The organism is Pseudomonas sp. PDM26, assembly GCF_019219185.1.
GTDB lineage: Bacteria > Pseudomonadota > Gammaproteobacteria > Pseudomonadales > Pseudomonadaceae > Aquipseudomonas.
Genome location: NZ_JAHUWC010000008.1, coordinates 1 through 22,216, shown reverse-complemented (window position 1 = coordinate 22,216; position 22,216 = coordinate 1). Strand labels below are relative to the sequence as shown.

Genomic DNA, 22,216 nt, shown 5'->3' with positions numbered 1-22,216 from the left:
CAGCTGGTCAGGAATTTATCATTGGTTTTTTTCGCGGGAGACCGCAGAACAGCGGTCTTGCTTGATGCGGGTCAATCTTTTGGCTGGTCACAGGATCGGGTCATTTGATCCGACCCTGTGGTATCACCCTCACTGGCCGGAGACAGGCATCGCCGGAATGGGTTCGCTCGGCGGCGGCAAGTCACTCGGGTTCGACGGTGGCGTGACGATTTCCGGGGACGGTGCCGGCGCTACACTCTCGGTCGGCGTGATCGGCGGCGCCTCAGGAGGCGGGGTAACCGGCTCGGAGGCCGCAGGCTCTGCAGCAGGTGCCGGGACAGGTGCCAGCGGTGCCGGCGCTGCCTTGGCTTCAGGCATACCCAGATCGGTTTTCGGCTTTTCGGTGATGTGCGCAGCCTTTTTCGCTTCGGGCGGCAGGAACAGCTCGACCAGTGCGAAAAAACGCTCGTAGAACTTGGCAGACGATACGGTTTCGCTGGCGACCTTGACCATCGAGTCATCGGAGGAGCCGATCGGCATCGATACCGAGCCCAGCACACCTACACCGAGACTGGCGGAGTTGTTGGTCTTCTTCAGCGCATAACGATCCTGCAGGGCGTTGGCGAATACGGTCGCGTGGTGCCCTTCGCTGCCGTCATCGGTACAGACCACACTGAAGCTGATCTCCATGTGGTTCTCGCCGGTCTGCTGGAAGCTCTTGTGACCGCTGACCAGCTTCGAATCGTTGCTGGTGATGATGTAACCCTGGCTGAGCAAGGCACGACGGGCGGCTTCACAGCTCTGGGTATCGGTGACCGGATAATTGCGGGAAAAGGTTCCGGAGTCGTCGAAGTTCTCATGCTCGTAGATGGCAGCCTTGTTCGATGAACAACCGGCCGCAGCGGCAAGCATGGCTGCCAGCCCGACAACCCGCATGGGAAGTGATTTAAACATTGAACATCCTGAGGAAAACGGTTCGGGGCATATTGTGCAACAGATCGATGCTTAGCGGAGCATCGATCGTGTCTTAAAACGGTTACAGGCTGATTGACCGCGATTTTACGCAAATGTCACCGCAGCAAATGACGTACGGCGCACCAACAAAAAGACCCCGGCCTTTCGGCCGGGGTCTCCTGTACAGCACTAAACCTGGTCAGGTATCAGTAACGCTTGATGTCCGCCTGGCTTTCCAGCTGCTTGCGATAAGCCGCAAAGTCTTGCTGGCCGATGCGTGAAGCGAGATAGCGACGATACTGTGCTTTCTCTTCTTCGGTCGGCGCCGCTGCTTCGTTCACGCCATTGAGGCGCAGGATCATCAGGCTGCCATCCGCCAGCGTCACGCTGGTGAAGGTCGGTTTGTCCTTGGCCGCAGGCTTGGCCATGCGGAACAGCGCTTGCAGCACCGCAGGATCAACCCCTTCCTGAGCGCGGGTCGCCGCTTTGGTGACTTTCCAGGCCTGGCCATCGATCGCCTGATCCAGCGGAGTCTTGCCATCGCGCAGGCTGGCAATCAGGGCCTCAGCCTTGGTCTTGGCATCGGCGCTGGCGTGCTCTTTGGCCAATTGCACACGGATCGCGGCAGAAACGCTTTCCAGTGGCAATTGCGAAGGTTTCAGGTGCTCCTTGGCACGCAACACGACCACGGTTTCCGGATCGAGCTCGATGGCGGCGCTGTTCGCCCCCTCATCCAGGACTTCCGGGCTGAACGCAGCAGTGATCACGGCACGGTTGGCCGCAATACCCTCACCGCCTTCACGACCGAATGGCTTGGACGTCTGCACGGTCAGTTTCAGGTCCTGCGCTGGCTGAGCCAGATCGGACGCTTCGAACGAGGCGTCCTCCAGTTGCTTGCTCGCCTCGACGAAACGCTGCTCGACCTGCTGGGTTTTCAGAGCATGGGTCAGCTTGTCTTTCAGGCTGGCGAACGTTGGCACTTCTGGAGCTTCCACGCCCAACAGCTTGATCAGGTGGAAACCGAAGTCGGTGCGAACCGGACCAGAGACCTGGTCCTGAGTCAACGAATACAGGGCTTTTTCGAACGCCGGGTCGTAGACGCCAGGACCGGCATAACCCAGGTCACCGCCGTTGTTCGCCGACCCCGGATCCTGGGAGAACTCCTTGGCCAGCGCCTCGAACTTCTCACCCTTGGCCAGACGGGCCTGGATCTCTTCGATCTTCGCCTTGGCTTGCGCCTCGGTGGTCTTGTCGTTCACTTCAATCAGAATGTGCGCAGCCCGACGTTGCTCGGACAGGTTCGCGATTTCTTTCTGATAGGCCGCTTGCAGGTCTTGGTCGTTGACGCTGACCTGGTCGAAGAAGGAAGCTTTCTTCAGCTCGAGGTAATCGATGACCACCTGATCCGGCGTCATGAATTCCTTGGCGTGTTCGTCGTAATAAGCCTTGACCTCATCGTCGGTCAGCTTCACAGCCGCCGGGTCGGCCTTGATGTTCAGGGAAGCGAAATCGCGGGTCTGTTTTTCCAGACGGGCAAATGCCAGTACCTGTGCATCGGTCACGAAACCGCTACCGGCCAGGCCAGCACGCAGCTGACCGATCAGCATTTCCTGAGCCAGCATCTGGCGGAATTGCATGCGGCTATAGCCGAGCTGGCGAATCACCTGATCGAAACGCTCGGAGCTGAACTTGCCATCAACCTGAAACTCTGGTGTTTGCAGGATGACCTGATCAAGCGCCGCTTCGGAGAAAGCGAATTTCGAGTTTTCTGCGCCTTGCAGCAGCAGTTTGCGATCGATCAGGCCCTTGAGCGCTGATTCGCGCAACATTTTTTCATCCAGCAAGGATGCATCGAAATCCTTGCCCAGCTGTTGCATGAGCTGGCGGCGTTGCATATCGACCGCCTGGCTCAGCTCGTTCTGGCTGATTTCATCGCCATTGACCTTGGCCGCATCATTACTGTGCGACGTGGCCTTGAAAATGGCGTCGAAACCGGTCAAGGCCATCAGAACAACGATGACCCCGATAATAGTCTTGGCAATCCAGCCTTGTGAATTGTCCCTGATATTCTGCAGCATGCGTCCCCCAGAAACGGTTGAACTTCAAAATTAGGCAACCGTGGAGCGTGGGTAGAGTCCGGATAGAAGAAAGGCGCATCCGAGGATGCGCCTTCTCGTAACTGGCGGAGCGGATCGAGGGCTCGAACTGGCGACCCTCGGTGTCTTGAACCGGCGACCTGCAGTCAGGACTGCCGCTCCGCTGCCAAGTCAGGCATGACCCCGACCCGGATGGGTAAAAACCTGAATCGAACTTAGTTGACAGCTTCTTTCAGTGCTTTACCGGCTTTGAAACCTGGTTTTTTGGCTGCCGCGATTTCCAGCGTCTTACCGGTCTGTGGGTTACGACCAATGCGAGCTGGACGATCAGTTACGGAGAAAGTGCCGAAACCAACCAGAACAACAGAGTCGCCAGCCTTGAGAGCGCCAGTGACGGATTCGATTACAGCGTCCAGCGCACGGCCAGCAGCAGCTTTCGGGATATCAGCGGATGCAGCGATAGCATCAATCAGTTCCGACTTGTTCACTCTAAGTCCCCTTATATCTATTTGAGTATGATTCTAAGTTTTTTTGGTGAAAGCAAAAACGAGTGCTGAATGGCCTACAGACACTTAAGAGCCGCTTTATAACAAGGGCTCTAAAAAGCTGTCAAGAAAGCCCCCCAGGCAAATACGTACTAATGCGTGCTAATTCTTTCCTTAGAATCTGCGTCGCGTTTCTCATCCTTCGCGACTATCTCCGGAGCCACGTCCGGCAAGGGCTCCGGCGCGTATTGCAACGCAATTTGCAGGACCTCGTCAATCCATTTAACCGGTTTAATCTGTAGATCCTGCTTGATATTGTCCGGAATCTCTTTGAGATCGCGCACATTTTCTTCAGGAATGATCACGGTCTTGATTCCGCCACGATGGGCAGCCAGCAGTTTTTCTTTCAAGCCGCCAATGGCCAGTACCTGACCACGCAAAGTGATTTCGCCGGTCATGGCGACATCCGCGCGAACCGGAATGCCGGTCAAGGCCGAAACAAGGGCCGTGCACATGCCCACACCGGCGCTAGGACCGTCTTTCGGGGTCGCCCCTTCCGGCATGTGGATGTGCGTGTCGCGCTTCTCATGGAAGTCCAGGGGAATGCCCAGGCTCTTCGCCCGGCTGCGAACAACGGTCAACGCGGCGGTGATCGACTCGACCATCACGTCACCCAGGGAACCGGTCTTGATCAACTGGCCTTTGCCCGGCACGACAGCGGCCTCGATGGTCAGCAGTTCGCCGCCCACCTGAGTCCACGCCAGCCCGGTCACCTGACCGATCTGATCCTGCTGCTCGGCCAGGCCGTAGCGGAATTTGCGCACGCCCAGGAAGTGCTCCAGATCATCCGCAGTGACCTTCACCGAGAAGCGTTTTTCCAGCGCATGCTCCTTGACGGCCTTGCGGCAAACCTTGGCAATCTGGCGCTCAAGCCCACGCACACCGGCTTCACGGGTGTAGTAGCGGATGATGTCGCGGATCGCTTCTGCGTCAAACTCCAGCTCGCCTTTCTTCAAGCCGTTGGCCGTGATCTGCTTTGGCGAAAGATATTTGACGGCGATGTTGATCTTCTCGTCTTCGGTGTAGCCCGGCAGACGGATCACTTCCATCCGGTCCAGCAGCGCTGGCGGGATATTCATCGAGTTCGAGGTGCACAGGAACATCACATCGGAAAGGTCGTAATCGACTTCCAGATAGTGATCATTGAAGTTGTGGTTCTGCTCGGGATCGAGCACTTCCAGCAACGCTGATGCCGGATCGCCACGCATATCGCTGCCCATTTTGTCGATTTCATCGAGCAGGAACAGCGGGTTGCGGACACCCACTTTTGTCATCTTTTGAATCAATCTTCCTGGCATCGAACCGATGTAAGTACGGCGATGACCACGAATTTCCGCCTCATCACGCACGCCACCGAGGGCCATGCGCACGAATTTGCGGTTGGTGGCGTGAGCAATCGACTCCGCCAAGGACGTTTTACCCACCCCGGGAGGACCGACCAGGCACAACACCGGACCACGAATTTTCTTCACGCGTTTTTGCACGGCGAGGTATTCGAGGATGCGCTCTTTGACTTCTTCCAGGCCATAGTGGTCGGCATCCAGAATGTCTTCTGCACGCGCCAGATCCAGGCGCACTTTGCTCTGGGCCTTCCACGGCACCTGAACCAGCCAGTCGATGTACGAACGCACTACGGTCGCTTCCGCGGACATTGGCGACATTTGCTTGAGCTTGTTCAGTTCGGCCGTGGCCTTGGCCAGCGCGTCTTTTGGCAGGCCGGCGGCATCGATACGCTTTTTCAGCTCTTCGACTTCGTTGTGACCTTCATCGCTGTCGCCGAGCTCTTTCTGAATGGCCTTCATCTGCTCATTCAGGTAGTACTCGCGCTGACTGCGCTCCATTTGCTTTTTGACGCGACCACGAATGCGCTTTTCGACTTGCAGCAGATCGATCTCGGCATCCAGCAACGCCAGAACATGCTCGACCCGGGCCGACAAATCGATGATTTCGAGGATTTCCTGCTTCTGTTCGATCTTCAAGGCCATGTGCGCGGCCATGGTATCCACCAGGCGGCCTGGCTCATCGATGCTGTTGAGCGATGAAAGGACTTCGGCCGGGACTTTCTTGCCCAACTGCACATATTGCTCGAACTGGGATAGCAGACTGCGTACGAATACTTCCGACTCGCGCTCTGGCGCGTCGACTTCGTCGATCAGGGAGACTTCGGCACGGCAGTGGCCGTCCACTTCGCTGAAGCGCTCAATGGCGCCCCGCTGCTCACCCTCGACCAGAACCTTGACCGTACCATCAGGCAGCTTCAGCAGCTGCAGAACGGTGGCAATTGTACCTACGCGATACAGGGCATCTTCACCGGGATCGTCGTCAGCCGGGTTTCTCTGGGCCAGCAGAAGAATCTGCTTGTCACCCGTCATCGCAGCCTCGAGGGCTTCGATGGATTTCTCGCGCCCCACGAACAGCGGGATAACCATGTGCGGATAAACCACGACATCACGCAATGGCAGGAGAGGCAATTCGATGGTCGTCTTCATGATTTCGCCTCTACGGCGGCCGTAAGGCCGTAAACAGATGGAAGTAAACTTGAAACCAAGATGGGGGCTGCCTTGGAAAAAAACAAGCGGATAAAAGAACCACTTGAACGATTGCAGCTTACGAAAGCTGCTGCGATGGGCCGGATACGCCTTCAAAGACCGCCTTCGCTGCGGTGCGGCGATCCGACAAGCCAGCTCCTGCAGGAATAGCAAAGGGGCCCGAAGGCCCCTTCTTTATTCAAGCTGCGTGACGCTTAAGCGTCCGGCGCGGCCTTGGCGGTCGGCTCACTGTTTTCGTAGATATACAGTGGCTTGGACTTGCCTTCTATCACGCTTTCATCGATCACTACTTTACTCACCTCCGATTGCGAGGGGATTTCATACATAGTGTCGAGCAATACACCTTCGAGAATCGAACGCAGGCCACGGGCACCGGTTTTACGCTCCAGGGCACGCTTGGCGACCGATTTCAGTGCGTCGGAACGGAATTCCAGATCAACGCCTTCCATCTCGAACAACTTGGCATACTGCTTGGTCAGAGCATTTTTCGGCTCGGTGAGAATCTGCATCAATGCAGCCTCGTCAAGCTCGTCCAGCGTGGCAAGTACCGGCAGACGACCGACGAATTCCGGGATCAGACCGAACTTGACCAGATCGTCAGGCTCGACTTCACGCAGGGACTCACCGACTTTCTTGCCTTCTTCCTTGCTGCGCACTTCTGCATTGAAGCCGATGCCGCCCTTGGTGGAACGGTTTTGAATAACCTTTTCCAGACCAGAGAACGCACCACCGCAGATGAACAGAATGTTACGGGTGTCGACCTGAAGGAATTCCTGCTGCGGATGCTTGCGACCACCTTGAGGCGGAACGGAAGCGACCGTGCCTTCGATCAACTTGAGCAGGGCCTGCTGCACGCCTTCACCGGAAACGTCCCGGGTGATCGACGGGTTGTCAGACTTGCGCGAAATCTTGTCGATTTCATCGATGTAGACAATACCCATCTGGGCCTTTTCCACGTCGTAATCGCATTTCTGCAGCAGCTTCTGAATGATGTTCTCGACATCTTCACCCACGTAACCCGCCTCGGTGAGGGTGGTTGCATCAGCGATGGTGAACGGAACGTTCAGCAAGCGGGCCAGTGTTTCGGCAAGCAGGGTTTTACCCGAGCCTGTCGGGCCGATCAGCAGGATGTTGCTCTTGCCGAGTTCGACGTCGTCATTCTTTTTGTCACGCTGATTCAGGCGCTTGTAGTGGTTGTACACCGCTACGGCCAGAACCTTTTTCGCACGTTCCTGACCAATCACATACTGATCAAGGATGCCGCTGATTTCTTTAGGCGAAGGCAATTTATGCGCGCTGCTTTCGGCCTGTGCCTCCTGCACCTCCTCGCGGATGATGTCATTGCACAGGTCGACGCACTCGTCGCAGATAAAGACCGAGGGGCCGGCAATCAATTTGCGTACTTCATGCTGGCTTTTGCCACAGAAGGAGCAATAGAGCAGCTTGCCGTTGTCCTCGCCGTTGCGGGTGTCAGTCATTCGTTCGATCCAAATCCGATAGGCTTGCAACACAAGATGAAGGCTATTGCGGGCTTTTTCAAGCCCGCTGGTGATCGGACCCGCCGACCAACCCTATTTTGAGCTGCTTATTTCAGGCAGGGCGCTGGGTGATCACTTCATCAATCAACCCGTACTCACGCGCGGCTTCTGCACTCATGAAATTGTCGCGGTTGGTATCGCGCTCGATTTCTTCAAGAGTGCGCCCGCTATGCAGGGCCATCAGCGTGTTGAGACGCTCACGAATAAAGAGGATTTCCTTGGCATGGATTTCGATATCCGACGCCTGCCCCTGGAAACCGCCCAGTGGCTGGTGAATCATCACTCGCGAGTTCGGCAGGCAGTAACGCTTGCCAGCGGCACCGGCCGTCAGCAGAAACGCGCCCATGCTGCACGCCTGACCGATACAGGTGGTCGCCACGTTGGGTTTGATGAACTGCATGGTGTCGTAGATCGACATGCCTGCCGTCACCGAACCGCCCGGGGAGTTGATGTAGAGATGGATGTCCTTGTCCGGGTTCTCCGCTTCAAGGAACAGCAATTGCGCACAGATCAGGTTGGCCATGTAGTCCTCTACCGGACCAACCAGAAAGATCACTCGCTCCTTGAGGAGACGCGAGTAGATGTCGTAGGCGCGCTCGCCACGAGCGGACTGCTCGACAACCATCGGGACCAGGCCGCCTGCGGCCTGGATATCAGAGTTCTGCTGAATATACGAATTACGGAACATGCTCTGCAGTCACTCCCAAATAGTTATGTCTTGAATACGCATAAGCCAGCTCGAAGGCTGGCTTATGGTGTTTGCTTCTTACCGCAAAAACAATCAGTCGGCTTGTGGAGCTTCTACCGGCTTGACCGCTTCTTCGTAAGAGACCGATTTGTCGGTCACGCTAGCTTTCTGCAGAACAGTATCCACAACTTGCTCTTCCAGCACAACCGAACGAACTTCGTTCAGTTGCTGGTCGTTCTTGTAGTACCAGGACACAACTTGCTCAGGCTCTTGATAAGCCGAAGCCATTTCCTGGATCATCTCGCGAACGCGGGTTTCGTCAGGCTTGAGGTCGAATTGCTTGACCACTTCAGCCACGATCAGGCCCAGCACTACGCGGCGTTTGGCTTGCTCTTCGAACAGCTCGGCCGGCAGTTGGTCAGGCTTGATGTTGCCGCCGAACTGCTGGACAGCCTGCACGCGCAGACGGTCAACTTCGTTGGACAGCAGAGCCTTTGGCACTTCGATCGGGTTGGTGGCCAGCAGACCGTCCATTACCTGATTCTTGACCTTGGATTTGATCGCCTGACGCAGCTCGCGCTCCATGTTCTTGCGAACTTCGGCACGGAAGCCATCCAGACCGGTTTCCTTGATGCCGAATTGAGCGAAGAATTCTTCGGTCAGCTCTGGCAGCTTTGGCTCGGAAATGGTGTTGACGGTCACGGTGAACTCGGCGGTTTTGCCAGCCAGGTCCAGGTTCTGATAGTCCTCTGGGAAAGTCAGGTTCAGAACGCGTTCTTCACCGGCTTTAGCGCCAACCAGGCCATCTTCGAAACCAGGGATCATGCGGCCGGAACCCAGAACCAGCTGAGTACCCTTGGCGGAACCGCCAGCGAACACTTCACCGTCGACTTTGCCGACGAAATCGATGTTCAACTGATCTTCGTTCTGGGCAGCGCGATCGGCCACTTCGAAACGGGTGTTCTGCTTGCGCAGGATTTCCAGCATTTTGTCCAGATCGGCATCAGCCACGTCAGCGCTCAGGCGCTCGACGGTGATACCTTCGAAACCGGCAACGGTGAACTCAGGGAACACTTCGAATACGGCAACGTACTCCAGGTCCTTGCCCGCTTCCAGGGACTTAGGCTCGATCGAAGGCTGGCCAGCCGGGTTCAGCTTCTGCTCAACCACAGCTTCGTAGAAAGAAGACTGGATCACGTCGCCTACAGCTTCCTGGCGAGCGTCGGCACCGAAACGGCGCTTGATTTCGCTCATTGGCACTTTGCCTGGACGGAAGCCAGCAATCTTGGCCTTTTGTGCGGTCTGCTGCAGACGCTTGTTGACCTGGCTCTCGATGCGCTCAGCCGGCACGGTGACGCTCATGCGGCGCTCAAGAGCAGTAGTATTTTCAACAGAAACTTGCATGGATATTCCTCGTTGCACAGACGTTAGCCGGCCGTTTCCGACCCCAGAATCAAGGGCATGCATTCTAGTGGGTCAAACTCAAGAAGTCACCCTACTGAAAACGGGTAAAAACGCAGCAGGCAATTTATAGGTGCGAATGCACGAATGCACCTCGCCCCGATGGCAAATACAACCAATCACGCCAGGGCTCTGCGCCGACCCTCCTATATATAGAAGAGGTCGCCAATCACCTCCCTGACAGCCGATCTCGCAAGCAAGGCCGGCGGACAGGACAGCATCATCGAGAAACATAAATACGACGAAACGCCCTGCCCCTGCAGCCCGGAACCTGCGGCCACTGAAACAAAAAAGGCGCCAGACTTTTCAATCTGGCGCCTTTCGAAATATGGGGTGGACGATGGGGATCGAACCCACGACAACGGGAGTCACAATCCCGTGCTCTACCAACTGAGCTACGCCCACCATATTGCCTGTTAAAGAAGCCAAACAACTTCTTTATCAAGCTCCAGCCAGGCCAGCAGCCTGAGTGAAGCTTTAATTGGTGCGGATGAAGAGACTCGAACTCTTACGCCTCGCGGCGCTGGAACCTAAATCCAGTGTGTCTACCAATTCCACCACATCCGCGGATGAAGCCTTTAAAGCAAAGGCGCCAGACTGTTAATCTGGCGCCTTTTCGAAATATGGGGTGGACGATGGGGATCGAACCCACGACAACGGGAGTCACAATCCCGTGCTCTACCAACTGAGCTACGCCCACCATATCGCGTTACTTGTGCCAAAGCTGCCTAATGGCGCACCCGGCAGGACTCGAACCTGCGACCATCCGCTTAGAAGGCGGATGCTCTATCCAGCTGAGCTACGGGCGCCCTGTTAGCTGTACCCTTGGAGGACTACAAACTAAGTGCTTTCCAGTCTCGCAGAACCAAAATCCCGCTTAACCTTCTTAACCAGTGCTAGGCTGTGCCCGACAAGTGCGACGAATAGTATAGAGCCCCCCGAAGGTCGTCAAATCCTTTTTAAAAAAAATTCATTTAATTAAAGGAGTTAGGGGAATTTGCAGACCAAGCGCCTTTGCCCTCACCGCATGACATGCGAGAATGCGTTCTCTTTTTTTCCCCTCTCGATGGTTAATCACGCGCAATGACTGCACAACTAATCGACGGCAAATCGATCGCCGCCAGCCTGCGCCAGCAGATCGCCCAACGTGTCACCGAGCGTCGCCAGCAAGGCCTGCGCACGCCCGGGCTTGCGGTGATCCTGGTCGGCAGCGATCCTGCCTCTCAGGTTTATGTCTCGCACAAGCGTAAAGACTGTGAAGAGGTCGGCTTTCTATCCCAAGCTTATGACCTGCCTTCCGAAACCACTCAAGAAGCGCTGACCGAACTGATCGATCGCCTGAACGACGATCCTGCAATCGACGGCGTTCTGCTCCAGCTTCCGCTTCCCGAACACCTGGACGCCTCCAGATTGCTGGAGCGCATTCGTCCGGATAAAGACGTCGACGGGTTCCATCCTTATAACGTCGGTCGCCTGGCCCAGCGCATCCCGCTGCTGCGCCCATGCACCCCCAAAGGCATCATGACCCTGCTGGAAAGCACCGGGGTCGACCTTTACGGGATGAATGCCGTGGTTGTCGGCGCGTCCAATATCGTTGGTCGCCCGATGGCCATGGAACTGCTGCTGGCCGGTTGCACCGTGACGGTCACCCACCGCTTTACCAAGGACCTGGCCGGCCATGTCGGCCGTGCGGACCTGGTCGTCGTGGCCGCCGGCAAGCCGGGCCTGGTCAAGGGTGAATGGATCAAGGAAGGCGCGATCGTGATCGATGTCGGCATCAACCGTCAGGACGACGGCAAGCTGGTCGGTGACGTGATCTACGAAACCGCCCTGCCCCGCGCCGGCTGGATTACTCCGGTACCGGGCGGCGTAGGCCCGATGACTCGTGCCTGCCTGCTGGAAAACACCCTGTACGCTGCTGAAACCCTGCACAGCTAAGTTTCAACGCGGACGCTGACAGCGTGACAAGGAACCCCGCCCTGGCGGGGTTTTTTTCGCCCGCGAAATACACCGACCATCCGCCGGAAAATGACTTTTTTTTCATGTTCTCAGGACTTTCACCTGTTACTTGAACAACCATCGACAGTTATTCAGCCATACTCCAGAATGTCGCGCTTTTCAGGAAACAGCCCGTTACAAAACGGCTTATCAACATCCTTTATGAGTCTGCCAGCGTGAAAATCCGTCTTTCCATCCTGAGCCTATTTTTTGCAGTTACAGGGACTTTCCTCACGCCAATCGCCAGCGCTGACGAGACCACCGCGGCGCCGCGAGAGACGAAGACACTCAAGCTCGCTTCCGGCAGCTCCTTGCTGCTGGACATGCAGACCAACAAAGTCATCTATGCCAGCAATCCTGACGTGGTGGTGCCGATCGCTTCCGTCAGCAAGTTGATGACTGGCCTGGTCGTGGTTGAATCTCGGCAGAACATGGACGAATACATCGACGTCAACATCAGCGACACACCGGAAATGAAAGGCGTGTTCTCCCGGGTCAAGCTCCGGAGCGAACTGCCGCGCCGGGAAATGCTGCTGATTGCCCTGATGTCCTCGGAAAACCGCGCCGCCGCGACTCTGGCGCACCACTATCCGGGCGGCTATGCCGCGTTCATTGCTGCAATGAACGCAAAGGCCCGGGCACTGGGCATGACCAACACGCATTTCGTCGAACCGACCGGTCTCTCCCCGCGCAACGTGTCGACCGCTCGCGACCTGAGCAAGCTGTTGATCGCCGCGCACAAGTACCCGCTTCTGACCGAGCTGAGCACGACCAAGGAAAAAACCGTCTCGTTCCGTAAACCCAACTACAGCCTGGGTTTCCGCAACACCGATCATTTGGTCCGCAAGCCGGACTGGGACATCCAGCTGACAAAAACCGGTTTCACCAACGAAGCAGGTCACTGCCTGGTGCTGGTGACCCGAATGAGTAACCGCCCGGTGGCCTTGGTGATCCTTGACGCCTATGGCAAGTACACCCATTTTGCCGATGCCACGCGCATGCGTAATTGGGTAGAGAGCGGAAGGAGCGCGGACGTGCCTTCCGTAGCCTTGCAGTACAAGGCAGACAAGAACCTCAAGCAGCGGCAGAGCGGCGTGGTTGAAGCGTCGAAGTAACGTAATGGCAACGCACAAAAAGCCCCGATCGATCGGGGCTTTTTTTCGCCAGCCTGTCGTTACGCCTAGGGTTTGAGATTACCCAGCGGATCATAGGGTTTGGCCGGAGCCTTGGGGTTGTCGCCCGGTTTCACGTCCCTCGGTGCCTTGGCAGGCCCGATCGGGTCTACCTGTGGATCGGCAAGGTCCGGGGAGTCGGGATCGAAACCCAGCTCATTACCAGATGAATGCTCAGACGAGTGCGGACCGACGGGCGTTGTGGATTGAACCATGGGCACCTCCTGATCTCGGCCCGAAATAATGCTCCGGGCCCTTAAGAATCAGAGGCTGATGACGGGCAAAGGTGCCCGGCGGATGACAAACGGATTTACTGCGCGGCCAAGGCTTTTTTAGCCTTCGCAGCCGCCTGCTCCTGACCGGTCTGAGCCAGATCGTTGGCGGCCTTGAGCCAGCGCTGTTGATCGACCTGGGCCGGGATTTGCGTCGGGTTCTGGATCAGCACGGCCCAACCACCGGCGTCCTTGAACGCCGACTCGAAGGAGCCGAAGCTCATCAGCTCGCGGCGATTCATCCCGGCACGCAGCAGGACCGTCTGCTTCTGGCGGTTGTAACCGGCCAGAATGGCGTAACGCGGTTCAGCCCACAGGGCCGAGCCTTCGGTAAAGCGCACCATCACCGGATAACCGGCGGCGACTTGCGTCAACAAGGCCGGCAGGTTGCTGTCGAGGGGATAAACCACCATCCCGTACTCGCGGGCCAGGTTCTGCATGTTCTGTTGCAACTGGGCTTCGCCCCCCGGCAAATGCAAGGGTTTGTCGAGTAACCCCGGGGTAATCACGATGCCCTGTTGAGACAGCATGCTGGCCAGCACCTGTGGCCCGCTTTGATACGCATCGCCCCGGTAGAATCGGCCGCTGAGTTCGACACGCTCCGGCAAACGCTTGATCTCGGGCGCAACGCTCCCGGCACAGCCCGCCAGGCTTGCCACGCAACCGGCTATGAGCACGGCCGACAAAATTCGAGAAAATACCCGCACCATCATCTCTCTCTTGTTCAGGTTCAGACGCCAGGCAATCCCATTCCCGGCTTGGTCGTCGATCATAGGTCGCCGCGCCGCTACGGTATAGCTCTAAACGGTAGTCGCGTGCATTCGATAGAGCGAACTGGTTGGTGACTGCCGACTTTCGGTCAATAGCCTGAAATACAGCAACGGCTAGACTGTTCCCTGAAGGGACGACAGCCAAGCGCGTGTGCCCACAGCAGGGCAAGGAGGAGGCACAGATGAGCCTGACCATGATCATTGTGATGTTGATTTGCGGTTGGCTGGCGGTAGCCGCTGCCATGCTGTGGGGCGTGCTGCGCATTACCCGCCGCCACCATCACCCTGTCCAGCCAGCCCCCGCGCCAGAAGCGGACGAGACGCCGAGCCAGCACGCCAACGCTCACTGACAAACACTTTTTACCCGATATCAACAAAAACGGCCGCCTGCACTCCTCGGAGTTCAGGCGGCCGTTTCTTTTAGCGTGGGTCAAGCCTCAGTGGCTACCCGTTTCTGCCTGGACCGGCGGGACATCATGTTCAACACCTCGATCGAAGCCGAGAATGCCATGGCCGCATAGACGTAGCCTTTCGGTACATGGGCGCCGAAGCCTTCGGCGATCAGTGTCATGCCAATCATGATCAGGAAGCCCAGGGCCAACATCACCACCGTCGGGTTGTCGTTGATGAACTTGGCCAGCGGATCAGCCGCCAGCAACATCACCAGGACCGACACCACCACCGCGATGACCATGATCGGCAAATGCTCGGTCATGCCGACAGCGGTAATGATGCTGTCGATGGAGAACACCATGTCCAGCATCAGGATCTGACCGATCGCGGCAGCGAAGCCCAGGGTCACAGTCGAGGTCGCCGACTTCGGATCTTCCGGCGCCGGGTCCATGCTGTGATGGATCTCGGTAGTCGCCTTCCACAACAGGAACAGGCCACCGGCAATCAGGATCATGTCTTTCCAGGAAAACGCGTGGCCGAGAATCTCGATCACCGGATTGGTCAACTGGACGATGAACGCAATGGTGCTCAGCAAACCCAGGCGCAGGATCAACGCCATGCCGATACCAATGCGCCGAGCCCGCTGTCGATTGTGCAAGGGCAGCTTGTTGGTCAGGATCGAGATGAAGATCAGGTTATCGATGCCGAGCACGATTTCCATCACGATCAGGGTGGCAAGGGCGACCCAGGCGGTGGGGCTGGCGGCAAGTTGTAAAAGGTAGTCCATGGGTCAGTCCTGACTCGTTGTCATTCGGTTTAGATTTCCTGGGAGGAAGATTCGGTTTTTTCCGATTCTTTTTCCGATGATTCTTTTTTGCTGATCAACCCGCTGGTGGCGTCACTGAGTGCCTGCTCGGCGGCCTTGTGGGTATCGTCAATCGCCTGTTTGGCGCTTTCGGCAGCCTTGCCCATCAATTGTTGCGCGCTTTTCTCGGCCTGGTCGCAACCGGCCAGTACCAGTAAAGACGTGATCAGCAGTGCCGTGGATTTGAGCTTCATGATGCTTTCCTCGATAGAACGAACGGGACCTGAACGATGGCCCGCTGATAGCGACGCATTCTAGGGAAGCGAACACTTCAGGAAAATTCGTATTTTTGCCATGTATACTTCGGTTTTTACGAATGTAGGAGCTCCTACAGAGGGCCATACATGTGTTGAACTATCGGCAATTGCATTACTTCTGGGTGGTGGCCAAGACCGGCAGCATCGTGCGCGCCTGCGAGCAACTGAATCTCACGCCACAAACCATCAGCGGGCAGATTTCATTGCTGGAACAGACCTTTGGCATCGAATTGTTTCGACGCGTTGGGCGGCAACTCGAACTGACCGAGGCCGGACGCCAGGCCCTGCCCTACGCTGAGCAAATGTTTCAGCTGGGCGGCGAACTGGAACTGATGCTGCGGGCACAACCCAATGAACAGCAGATCCTGTTTCGCGTCGGTGTGGCCGACGTGGTGCCCAAATCCATCGTCTACCGCCTGATCGCACCGACCATGGAATTGAGCGAACCGCTGCGCATCACGTGCCGTGAAGACAAGCTTGAACGTTTGTTGGCCGACCTTGCGATCCAGCGTCTGGACCTGGTGATTTCCGACAGCCCGATGCCGTCGCACCTGGACATCAAGGGCTACAGCCAGAAACTCGGTGAGTGCGGGATCAGCTTCTTCGCCACCCCTGAGCTGGCGGCACGTTACGGTCAGGACTTCCCGCGCAATCTGCACGGTGCGCCGCTGCTGATTCCCGGCCCGGAAACCGTGGTGCGCAGCCGTTTGCAGCGCTGGTTCGCCGAGCAAAAGGTCCAGCCGCAAATTGTCGGCGAGTTCGACGACAGCGCCCTGATGCAGGCCTTTGGCCAATCGGGCAGCGGGATCTTCATCGGCCCGAGCGTGATTGCCGATGAAGTGCAACGCCAATATGGCGTGGAAGTGATCGGCCAGACCGACGCGGTGAGCGAGTCGTTCTACGCCATCTCAGTGGAGCGCAAGGTCAGGCACCCCGGCATTGTCGCCATTACCGAAGGTGCCCGACGCGAGCTGTTTACAGCGCTGTAACCACTTCGCGCGGCTTAAAGGTCATCAGCGCTATCGCCAGCAGGATCGAGGCGAGGATAAAAGCCGCCGCGACGAAGCCAAGGCCTTGCAGGCCAACGCTGTCGATCACCCGACCACCGATCATCGCGCCCAGGCCGATACCGAGGTTGGCCCCGGCGATGTTCAGCGAAGCGGCGAAGGCCGGCGCTTCGGGCGCAGCTTTCATCAGGCGTACATGGCTGACCAGGAACAACGCCGCCTGGGTCACGCCCCAGATGCCCATCGCCGCCGCCAAACCGAGCGGCGAATGAATGTTCGGCACCAGTGCCACCAGGCCAGCAATCATGAACGCGCAGAACATCATCGACGCCATCAGCGGATGACGATCCACCGCCCGGCCGCCCAGGGAGTTGCCGATCAGCCCGACCGCGCCGAAGCCCATCAGGCACCAGCCGACCACCGTTCCGTTGAAACCGGCCAGACGTTCGAGGATGTCAGCCAGGTAGGTGTAAGCCGTGAACATTCCGCTGAACACCACCACCGACAGCAGCACGTGACCGAGCATCAGCGGGCTGCACAGGATCTTGAACTGCGACAGGAAGCTCACCTGATGCTGATGCAAGTTGGTTTTCGGCAAGTAGATAAACAGCAGCAACGCCTTGGCAAAGGCGATGACCGCCAGAATCGCGAAGGCACTGCGCCAACCGAACGCATCGGAAATCAGCGTGCCCACGGGAATGCCGAACACCGTGGCGCAGACAATGCCAAAACCGATCTTGGCAATGGCACGACCGGCGTAATCCGGCCCGACGATGTCCACCGCCGTTTCGCTGGCCAAGGCCCAGAACACCGGCAGCCCCAGCGCCGGGATCAAGCGGGCAAACGCCATCACCCAGATGTTCGGCGCCAGCGCCGCGAGCGTGTTGGCCAGACCGAACATGATCAACACCGAGATAAACAGCTTGCGCCGTTCGAAGCGGGCGAAGTACGCCGTGAGGAACGGCCCGAACGCGGCCACGGTGAAGGCGAACAGAGTCACCAGCAAACCCGCTTGCGCAATGCTGACTTCCAGATCACGGGCAATCGCTGGCAACAAGCCGACGATGATGAATTCCGTGGTCAGCACCGTAAAACCGGCGGCAGACAACAGAAGAATGGGCAACAGCATGCGGAACTCCAGAAAAAACGACGACACCAGCGATAGCCCGAAGGCCCACTGGCAGACATGAAAATGAGGATGGCGAATCTTAACAGAGCGTTTCCGAACGCGGTTGCACGAACCTGCCTATCTCGTTGAATGCCAGGGTGGCAGTTCGTTACAGGTCTGAAAGATCGTGCCTGCGCTGTGATAAAGTCCGCGCCCCTTGTGGCGAGGGAGCTTGCTCCCTCGCCACAGGAATCAGCGCTGGCATTAGCCCTGTGTTCCCCTCTCGGTTTCCCGTCTGCGGCCTGCCCTGCTTGTTGCTGCAACTGCGGCGAAACCATGCACTTATAAAAAATCAGAGATGCCGTTTTATGACTGCTTCATCCCCTTCTCTCTTGCAACGCCTGAAACGCTTGAGCCTGGTCACGCAGATCGTGATCGGCCTGATCGCCGGTATTGCCCTGGCGCTGTTTGCCCCCGACATCGCGAAGTCCACGGCGTTCATCGGCAAAGTGTTTGTCTCGGCGCTGAAAGCCGTCGCGCCGATTCTGGTGTTCGTGCTGGTCATGGCGTCGATTGCCAACCACAAGCACGGTCAGGAAACCCATATCCGGCCGATTCTGTTCCTGTATCTGCTGGGCACTTTCGCCGCGGCCGTGGTCGCGGTGGTTGCCAGCATGACGTTCCCGTCGAGCCTGGTGCTGTCGACCCAGGACGTCGCGGTCACAGCGCCAGGCGGGATTGGCGAGGTGTTGCAAAGCCTGTTGCTGAGCGTGGTCGATAATCCGGTTAGCGCCCTGATGAACGCCAATTTCATCGGCATTCTGGCCTGGGCCATCGGCATGGGCATCGCCATCCGCCACGCGGGCGACACCACCCGTGAAGTGCTGGGCGACCTGTCCAACGGCGTGACGGTGATCGTGCGTCTGGTGATCAGTTTTGCCCCGCTGGGCATCTTCGGCCTGGTGGCCTCGACCCTGGCCACCTCCGGTTTCGGCGCCTTGATCGGCTACGCCCACCTGCTGGCCGTGCTGCTGGGCTGCATGCTGTTCGTGGCACTGGTGATGAACCCGCTGATCGTTTTCTGGAAACTGCGTCGCAACCCGTACCCGCTGGTCTTGACCTGCCTGCGTGAGAGCGGCATCACGGCGTTTTTCACCCGTAGCTCGGCGGCGAACATTCCGGTCAACCTGGAGTTGAGCAAGCGTCTGGGCCTGCACGAAGACACCTACTCGGTATCGATTCCGCTGGGTGCGACCATCAACATGGCCGGCGCGGCGATCACCATCACCGTGCTGACCCTGGCGGCCGTGCACACACTCGGCATCACGGTAGACATTCCGACTGCGATTCTGCTGAGTGTTGTCGCAGCGATCTGCGCCTGCGGTGCTTCGGGTGTGGCCGGTGGTTCGCTGTTGCTGATTCCGCTGGCATGCAGCCTGTTCGGCATCCCGAGCGAAATTGCCATGCAGGTCGTGGCGGTCGGTTTCATCATCGGCGTATTGCAGGACTCGGCTGAGACTGCGCTGAACTCGTCCACCGATGTGCTGTTCACTGCGGCTGCTTGCCTGGGTGAAGAAGAAAAAGTACAGCGATTGGCCTGACCCCGCCGCCCCATGTGGGAGCGAGCTTGCTCGCGATTACGGTGGGTCATTCAACTTTGATGTCGACTGACACGCCCTCATCGCGAGCAAGCTCGCTCCCACAGGGGTCTGCGGTGTAAATGAAAAATGTGTACACATGAAAAAGCCCCCCGCAGCCTGAGGTTGCGGGGGCTTTTTTGTACCTGGACGGTTTAGAACGCGCCCATGTAGTCGCGCTTGCCCACTTCCACGCCGTTGTGGCGCAGCAGTGCGTAAGTGGTGGTGACGTGGAAGAAGAACTGCGGCAGGCCGTAGGTCAGCAGGTAAGCCTGGCCGGTGAAGCGCTTCTCTTTAGGCGTGCCCGGACGGGTCACGATCTCGATGCCTTCCTTGCCGTTGATCTGCTCTGGCGTGAACTCGCCGATGTAGGCCAGAACCTTGGCGATCAGTGCTTGCAGCTCAGCGAAGGTGGTTTCAGTGTCGTCGTACTTCGGCAGTTCGACTTCGGCCAGACGCGAAGAAATGCCTTTGGCGAAATCAACGGCGATCTGCACCTGACGCACCAGCGGGAACATGTCCGGGAACAGGCGCGCTTGCAGGAACGCGTTCGGGTCGATGTTTTTCTCGGTGGCGTGGGCTTCGGCCTTTTTCAGCACACCGCTGAGGGCGTTGAGCATTTGCTGGAGAACAGGGATGGAAGCGTCGTACAGGGAAATGGTCATGGCAGGTCTCGTGTGGTGACAGAGGGAAACGCAGGCCACCTGTAGGAGCGAGCTTGCTCGCGATGGACGTTAACGATAACGCGTCCTGTCTGGATGAACGCGCTACGCTTGAGTTCTTCGCGAGCAAGCTCGCTCCTACAGGTGATCGGCTTTGGAACGTGGGCCGATTATAGCCATGCACGCCCCTCCCGAGACCGTTCTTTTTCAGCTGCCGTACACTTTGGCCGCCGGAACCGCTTGCGTCATCAGTTGAGCGACGGCATCGCCCATCTCACCGACCGCCCAGCACAGCGCTGACTGCTCAGCCGGGAAGCCGATCAGCGGCAGTCTCCACTTATGCGCACCAGCAACGCTGAACGGTGCGGCTTGAGGTACGGGTTGACTTCACCGACCTGGCACGACGCCAGGTTCTGCAGTTCCGGTGCAAGGGGTTCTTGCACAAACAGCAGCCCCACTGGACGCGACTCGGACTGCAACTGCGCCACCGTCAGCGGCGCGACCGGCCGACCCATGTAATAGACCAGGCGAATATCCGGTTCACCCAGGGTATAAGCCTTCTGTCCCGGCTGCCCATTGGCCAACGTGGCAACCTGCTCAAGACCACCGAACCGGTGCGACAACACCCGCGCTTCGACGAACATGTAGAACACCACGAACCCGGCCAGCATCACGTAGGGCACAACGGCCAGGGCCGTGCGCCAGCGCCCCTTCAGGTCCTCGAGCAGCGCCGACCAGTGCATCGCCAGCAGCAATGCCATCGACGGATAAACCGGCAACAGGTATTTGCCGTGTTTTTCAGTAAACAAGGAAAAAACCAGCAACGGCAGCAGACTGCAAATCAGCAACATGCCCGCCTCGCGGCGCGAGCGGATCATTGCCCAGGACTTGCGTGGCTGTACAAACAGGATCAGCCAGAACGGGAAGAAATCACCAGCCAGGTACAACAGGTACGCGTACCAGGCCTCGGCGCCCTGCCCATCGATCTTCTTCACGATGTCTTCGCTGATGATCGAGGCCCAGATGCCCCAGCCCTGACTCACCGACACCGCCACGTACCAGGAACTGCCCAGTACCACGGCAATCAGCCAGCTCCAACCGTCGCACAGATAAGCCTTGGCCCGGGCATCGCGGTAGATCAAGGCGTAAGCCAGGATCGGGGCCGTCACCCACAACAGGCAGACGGGGCCTTTGGTCAGCAGCGCGCAACCCAGCAGTACGTAGCTGAGCCGACTCCACAAGACCCGGCCTTGCAGGAAGATGAACTGCCAGGCCGCCAGCAGCGCACCGAAGCACAGCAGGGTCAATAGCATCTCGATTTCCGAGCGCCGTGCGAACAGGCTGAAGGCACCGTTCGCGGCCAGGAACACCACGGCGAACAGACCGACCTGCCGCCCCGCCTGCCGAACGCCGTACAGATAGGTGCCCACACAGCACAAGGCGGCGGCCAGTGCCGAAGGCAGGCGCACGCTCCACTCGGACAAGCTGCCCAGCACTGCCGTTGAAACCAGGCCGGCCCAATAGAAAAACGGCGGCTTGGACAAGTACAAGTCGCCGTTCATGTAAGGCAGCAGCCAGCTGCCTGCCTCGCGCATTTCGCGCACGGTAACGGCGCGGCGGGCCTCGTTGACACTGAGGAACGGCACGCTGCCCAGCCCCCAGAAAAACAGTAACGCAAGCGCAATGGCAACGAGCAACGTAATATTTCGGGTCGATAACGATCCGCGCATGACCTACTCCTTCAGGCTTTTGCTTTTGGCGATCAACTGCAAGTTGCGAAAATAGACCAGGGAGCCAAACGCCTGCCCGGCGATGAACACCGGGTCTTCACGGTAAATGGCGTAGGCAAGCAGCAAGGTGCTGCCGACGATGCTCAGGTACCAGAAGCTCACCGGGATTACGCTGCGTTTCTTGTACTCGCTGTACAGCCACTGCAGGACAAACCGCCCGGTAAAGGCGATCTGGCCGGCAAAACCGACGATCAGCCACAAGGCTTCGCGGGAGAGATTCATCCTTCAATCTCCTGGGCAATGGTGTTCAGCCGCGTGCGCTTGATCAGCCACCAGACACCGAACAAATCGAGAATACCCACCAGCGCACGGTCGAGGTTGCCGTATTTCGACACCCCGGCCGTGCGTGGCCGGTGGTTGACCGGGTGCACGATCATGCGCCCGTTATGCCGCTGGATCAGCGCCGGAATGTAGCGATGCATGTGGTCGAAGTACGGCAGGCGCAAGAACGCCGCGCGCTCGATCAGCTTCAGGC

20 protein-coding genes, 4 tRNA genes and 1 pseudogene are annotated in these 22,216 nt (G+C 58.0%); 5 read left to right on the top strand and 20 right to left on the bottom strand.

Annotation, left to right across the window (positions count from 1 at the left end; genetic code table 11):
• Window positions 1–129 precede the first annotated feature (129 nt).
• The 11 genes from KW849_RS16560 to KW849_RS16510 all read right to left on the bottom strand — a co-directional run bounded on the left by KW849_RS16560 (window position 130) and on the right by KW849_RS16510 (window position 10,619).
• The gene (locus tag KW849_RS16560) at window positions 130–933 is read right to left on the bottom strand and encodes a DUF2242 domain-containing protein (protein ID WP_218430408.1); all 804 of its coding nucleotides are present in this window, start codon (window positions 931–933) and stop codon (window positions 130–132) included.
• A 206-nt stretch (window positions 934–1,139) separates the two neighbouring features.
• The gene (locus tag KW849_RS16555; RefSeq protein WP_218430407.1) at window positions 1,140–3,011 is read right to left on the bottom strand and encodes a SurA N-terminal domain-containing protein; all 1,872 of its coding nucleotides are present in this window, start codon (window positions 3,009–3,011) and stop codon (window positions 1,140–1,142) included.
• Window positions 3,012–3,244: 233 nt separating this feature from the next.
• On the bottom strand, window positions 3,245–3,517 hold the full coding sequence (locus KW849_RS16550) for an HU family DNA-binding protein (RefSeq protein WP_002552737.1): 273 nt from the start codon (window positions 3,515–3,517) through the stop codon (window positions 3,245–3,247).
• 149 nt (window positions 3,518–3,666) lie between these two features.
• Window positions 3,667–6,063 (bottom strand): endopeptidase La, encoded by a 2,397-nt coding sequence (lon, locus tag KW849_RS16545; RefSeq protein WP_218430406.1) that lies wholly within the window; start codon window positions 6,061–6,063, stop codon window positions 3,667–3,669.
• A gap of 254 nt (window positions 6,064–6,317) precedes the next feature.
• Complete coding sequence (clpX, locus tag KW849_RS16540) at window positions 6,318–7,601, bottom strand: ATP-dependent Clp protease ATP-binding subunit ClpX (protein WP_007982210.1); 1,284 nt, start codon at window positions 7,599–7,601, stop codon at window positions 6,318–6,320.
• 112 nt (window positions 7,602–7,713) lie between these two features.
• A complete protein-coding gene (clpP, locus tag KW849_RS16535) occupies window positions 7,714–8,349 on the bottom strand; it encodes an ATP-dependent Clp endopeptidase proteolytic subunit ClpP (RefSeq protein ID WP_108219131.1) in 636 nt (211 codons plus the stop codon).
• Window positions 8,350–8,442: 93 nt separating this feature from the next.
• Complete coding sequence (tig, locus tag KW849_RS16530) at window positions 8,443–9,753, bottom strand: trigger factor (protein WP_108219132.1); 1,311 nt, start codon at window positions 9,751–9,753, stop codon at window positions 8,443–8,445.
• A gap of 386 nt (window positions 9,754–10,139) precedes the next feature.
• A tRNA-His gene (locus tag KW849_RS16525) sits at window positions 10,140–10,215 on the bottom strand.
• A gap of 77 nt (window positions 10,216–10,292) precedes the next feature.
• Window positions 10,293–10,377 (bottom strand) — tRNA-Leu (locus KW849_RS16520).
• A 57-nt stretch (window positions 10,378–10,434) separates the two neighbouring features.
• Window positions 10,435–10,510 (bottom strand) — tRNA-His (locus KW849_RS16515).
• 32 nt (window positions 10,511–10,542) lie between these two features.
• Window positions 10,543–10,619: transfer RNA gene (locus KW849_RS16510), tRNA-Arg, on the bottom strand.
• 274 nt (window positions 10,620–10,893) lie between these two features.
• Between KW849_RS16510 and folD the strand changes: the two genes are divergently transcribed.
• Complete coding sequence (gene folD, locus KW849_RS16505) at window positions 10,894–11,748, top strand: bifunctional methylenetetrahydrofolate dehydrogenase/methenyltetrahydrofolate cyclohydrolase FolD (protein WP_008001570.1); 855 nt, start codon at window positions 10,894–10,896, stop codon at window positions 11,746–11,748.
• A gap of 236 nt (window positions 11,749–11,984) precedes the next feature.
• A complete protein-coding gene (gene pbpG / locus KW849_RS16500; protein WP_218430405.1) occupies window positions 11,985–12,923 on the top strand; it encodes a D-alanyl-D-alanine endopeptidase in 939 nt (312 codons plus the stop codon).
• Window positions 12,924–12,988: 65 nt separating this feature from the next.
• Here pbpG and KW849_RS16495 read toward each other — a convergent pair whose 3' ends face one another.
• Together KW849_RS16495 and KW849_RS16490 are read right to left on the bottom strand one after the other, a co-directional pair.
• Window positions 12,989–13,195 (bottom strand): DUF6021 family protein, encoded by a 207-nt coding sequence (locus KW849_RS16495; RefSeq protein ID WP_218430404.1) that lies wholly within the window; start codon window positions 13,193–13,195, stop codon window positions 12,989–12,991.
• A 95-nt stretch (window positions 13,196–13,290) separates the two neighbouring features.
• Entirely contained in the window at window positions 13,291–14,025 is a 735-nt protein-coding gene (locus KW849_RS16490; RefSeq protein WP_218430403.1) for a peptidase C39 family protein, read from the bottom strand.
• Window positions 14,026–14,204: 179 nt separating this feature from the next.
• On the opposite strand from KW849_RS16490, the gene KW849_RS16485 reads away from it, so the two are divergent.
• Window positions 14,205–14,372 (top strand): hypothetical protein, encoded by a 168-nt coding sequence (locus KW849_RS16485; RefSeq protein ID WP_218430402.1) that lies wholly within the window; start codon window positions 14,205–14,207, stop codon window positions 14,370–14,372.
• 80 nt (window positions 14,373–14,452) lie between these two features.
• On the opposite strand, the gene KW849_RS16480 is transcribed toward KW849_RS16485, so the two are convergent.
• On the bottom strand, window positions 14,453–15,202 hold the full coding sequence (locus KW849_RS16480) for a TerC family protein (protein ID WP_108219136.1): 750 nt from the start codon (window positions 15,200–15,202) through the stop codon (window positions 14,453–14,455).
• Window positions 15,203–15,231: 29 nt separating this feature from the next.
• The gene (locus tag KW849_RS16475; RefSeq protein ID WP_218430401.1) at window positions 15,232–15,474 is read right to left on the bottom strand and encodes a hypothetical protein; all 243 of its coding nucleotides are present in this window, start codon (window positions 15,472–15,474) and stop codon (window positions 15,232–15,234) included.
• Window positions 15,475–15,626: 152 nt separating this feature from the next.
• Here KW849_RS16475 and nhaR point away from each other — a divergent pair, with 152 nt between their 5' ends.
• On the top strand, window positions 15,627–16,526 hold the full coding sequence (nhaR, locus tag KW849_RS16470; protein ID WP_218430400.1) for a transcriptional activator NhaR: 900 nt from the start codon (window positions 15,627–15,629) through the stop codon (window positions 16,524–16,526).
• Here the strand turns inward: nhaR and KW849_RS16465 are convergent.
• On the bottom strand, window positions 16,513–17,673 hold the full coding sequence (locus KW849_RS16465) for an MFS transporter (protein ID WP_218430399.1): 1,161 nt from the start codon (window positions 17,671–17,673) through the stop codon (window positions 16,513–16,515). The two genes, nhaR and KW849_RS16465, sit on opposite strands and share 14 nt — an antisense overlap.
• A gap of 347 nt (window positions 17,674–18,020) precedes the next feature.
• Here KW849_RS16465 and sstT point away from each other — a divergent pair, with 347 nt between their 5' ends.
• Window positions 18,021–19,253 carry a serine/threonine transporter SstT gene (gene sstT, locus KW849_RS16460; RefSeq protein ID WP_218430398.1) on the top strand — a complete coding sequence of 411 codons (1,233 nt, stop codon included), beginning with the start codon at window positions 18,021–18,023 and terminating at the stop codon, window positions 19,251–19,253.
• A gap of 191 nt (window positions 19,254–19,444) precedes the next feature.
• Here sstT and KW849_RS16455 read toward each other — a convergent pair whose 3' ends face one another.
• From KW849_RS16455 to KW849_RS16440, 4 genes and pseudogenes are all read right to left on the bottom strand, one after another.
• On the bottom strand, window positions 19,445–19,954 hold the full coding sequence (locus tag KW849_RS16455; RefSeq protein WP_218430397.1) for a DUF1993 family protein: 510 nt from the start codon (window positions 19,952–19,954) through the stop codon (window positions 19,445–19,447).
• A gap of 317 nt (window positions 19,955–20,271) precedes the next feature.
• A complete protein-coding gene (locus KW849_RS16450; protein WP_218430396.1) occupies window positions 20,272–21,681 on the bottom strand; it encodes a glycosyltransferase family 39 protein in 1,410 nt (469 codons plus the stop codon).
• 3 nt (window positions 21,682–21,684) lie between these two features.
• Complete coding sequence (locus KW849_RS16445) at window positions 21,685–21,963, bottom strand: lipid-A-disaccharide synthase N-terminal domain-containing protein (protein ID WP_218430395.1); 279 nt, start codon at window positions 21,961–21,963, stop codon at window positions 21,685–21,687.
• Window positions 21,960–22,216, bottom strand: a pseudogene (locus KW849_RS16440) (dolichol-phosphate mannosyltransferase); the annotation flags it as partial. The pseudogene KW849_RS16440 and the gene KW849_RS16445, both read right to left, overlap by 4 nt.